2 protein-coding genes are annotated in these 1,860 nt (G+C 68.6%); one reads left to right on the top strand and one right to left on the bottom strand.

The window, feature by feature from the left end; genetic code table 11:
* Positions 1-1,302 (bottom strand): sigma-54 interaction domain-containing protein (locus FVW27_RS14550; RefSeq protein ID WP_167126434.1); only part of this gene is annotated, 1,302 nt, incomplete at its 3' end.
* Between the two features lie 236 nt (positions 1,303-1,538).
* Here FVW27_RS14550 and FVW27_RS20650 point away from each other — a divergent pair.
* Positions 1,539-1,860, top strand: a 322-nt coding sequence (locus FVW27_RS20650; protein ID WP_208294813.1) for a hypothetical protein, incomplete at its 3' end; no start/stop codon positions are given.

Below are 1,860 nucleotides of genomic sequence, written 5' to 3'. Positions count from 1 at the left end.
GGTGCGCGGACCGGCGGGTGTGGAGAGGACAGGCACACCCTGGGCGGGCGTGGTCCATCCCGGCCCCGCCGCAACCGCCGCCATCGGCCCCGCAGGGTCAGCAGTCCCACCCGGCGGCCCTACAGGCAGGCAAACGGGCGGCGCCTGCACGCCCAGCATGTATTCCGGCAGATGTTCCAGCTGGATGAACCCGCGCTGGCACAGGATGAACGCGTACTCGACGATGTTCTCCATCTCGCGCACGTTGCCGGGGAAGGGGTAGCGCAGCAGCAGGTGCAGCACGTCCTCGGACACTCCCTCGATTTCCTTGCCGCTCAGCAGGTTGCGCTGCGCCACGAAATGATCGAGCAGCAGGGGGACATCTTCCGGCCGCTCGCGCAGGGCGGGCAGGCGCAGCATGACCACGTTCAGCCTGTAGTACAGGTCGCTACGGAATCCCCCCTCGCCCGCAAGGCGTTCCAGGTCGCGGTTGGTGGCGGCGATGACCCGGGCGGGGGCGGCCTGGGGGCGCACCCCACCCAGCGGCTCGTACACCTTTTCCTGCAACACCCGCAGCAATTTCACCTGCAAGGGCAACGGCATGTCGCCGATTTCGTCGAGAAAGATGGTGCCGTCGTCCGCAAGGGCAAAGCGGCCCGGCTTGTCGCGCCGCGCGTCGGTGAACGCCCCGGCCTTGTAGCCGAACAGTTCCGATTCCAGCAGGTGTTCCGGCAGCGCCCCGCAATTCACCCCCACGAAGGGCCTGCCCCGCCGGGGGCTCAGGTTGTGGATGGCGCGCGCGAACAACTCCTTGCCGGTGCCCGATTCGCCCAGTACCAGCACCGGCGCGTCGCTGGCCGCCACTTGCGGCAGGATGCCCAGCAGGCGAACCATGGCCGCGCTGCGGGTGACGATGTCCTCCACCGTGTGCTGGCCGTCCAGCTGCTTGCGCATCAGGTGCAGGGCGGAAAGGTCTCTAAAGGTCTCCACCCCGCCCATCAGCCTGCCGCGCCGGTCACGCAGGGGCGCCCCGCTGATGCTCACGGGCACCTTGCGGCCATCCGGACGCAGGATGAACACCGACCGGTTGCCCAACTGCGTATCCTGCTCGATGCATGCCCGCAGCACGCAGGCCCCATCGCAGATGCTGGAATGGAACACGTCGCGGCAGCGCCTGCCCAGGGCCTCGTGCGCCGGCACCCCGGTGATCTCCGCCGCCGCCCGGTTGAACGAGGTGATGCGCCAGCCGAGGTCCACGGTAAACACGCCGTCGGCCACGCTTTCCATGATGGTCTCGCAGGATATGTCACGCGGCAGGGCCATGATTCGCTCCTTTTCCCGGCTGGCGGCACCCGGAAGGATGACGCCGAAAGGCGGCACCACGAAGTATGCAAGCACTCACATATCATGTGGGCGCATTTTGCGCCCGCATTTTCTCGGTGCGGCTTCTGGCCCTCCTAATCATCCGTCATCATTGGTTGCCTCTGGCTGGAACGGTTCGTGCTGACTGGCGGGTGTGGCCGCGTGGCCACTGTTTCACCTGCAACCAGGAGGCGCATATGCCCGGCATGAACGGAACAGGCCCCGTGGGACGCGGCACCGGCACCGGACGCGGCATGGGCCGCTGCGGCACGGCGCGGACGCGACGCGGGCAGACAGGAGGGCCCACGACCGACGCCGCCAGCGTCGAAGCTTCCGCCCTGGACGAACTGGCCGCCAACCTCGGCAACGTGCTGGACACGGCGCGGGACGTCATCAATGCCCTGCGTCCGAGGAATGGTGGCGGGGGCGGTGCGGGCAACGGTCGGGGATATGGCCGTGGGCGCGGAGTCGGATTCGGGCGTGGGCGCGGACGCGGGCGCGGCCCCGCCATGCCGCCCA

The sequence above is a fragment of the Nitratidesulfovibrio liaohensis genome, from assembly GCF_011682075.1.
In the GTDB taxonomy this organism is placed as follows: Bacteria; Desulfobacterota; Desulfovibrionia; order Desulfovibrionales; family Desulfovibrionaceae; genus Cupidesulfovibrio; species Cupidesulfovibrio liaohensis.
This window is presented reverse-complemented; position numbering and strand designations above follow the sequence as displayed.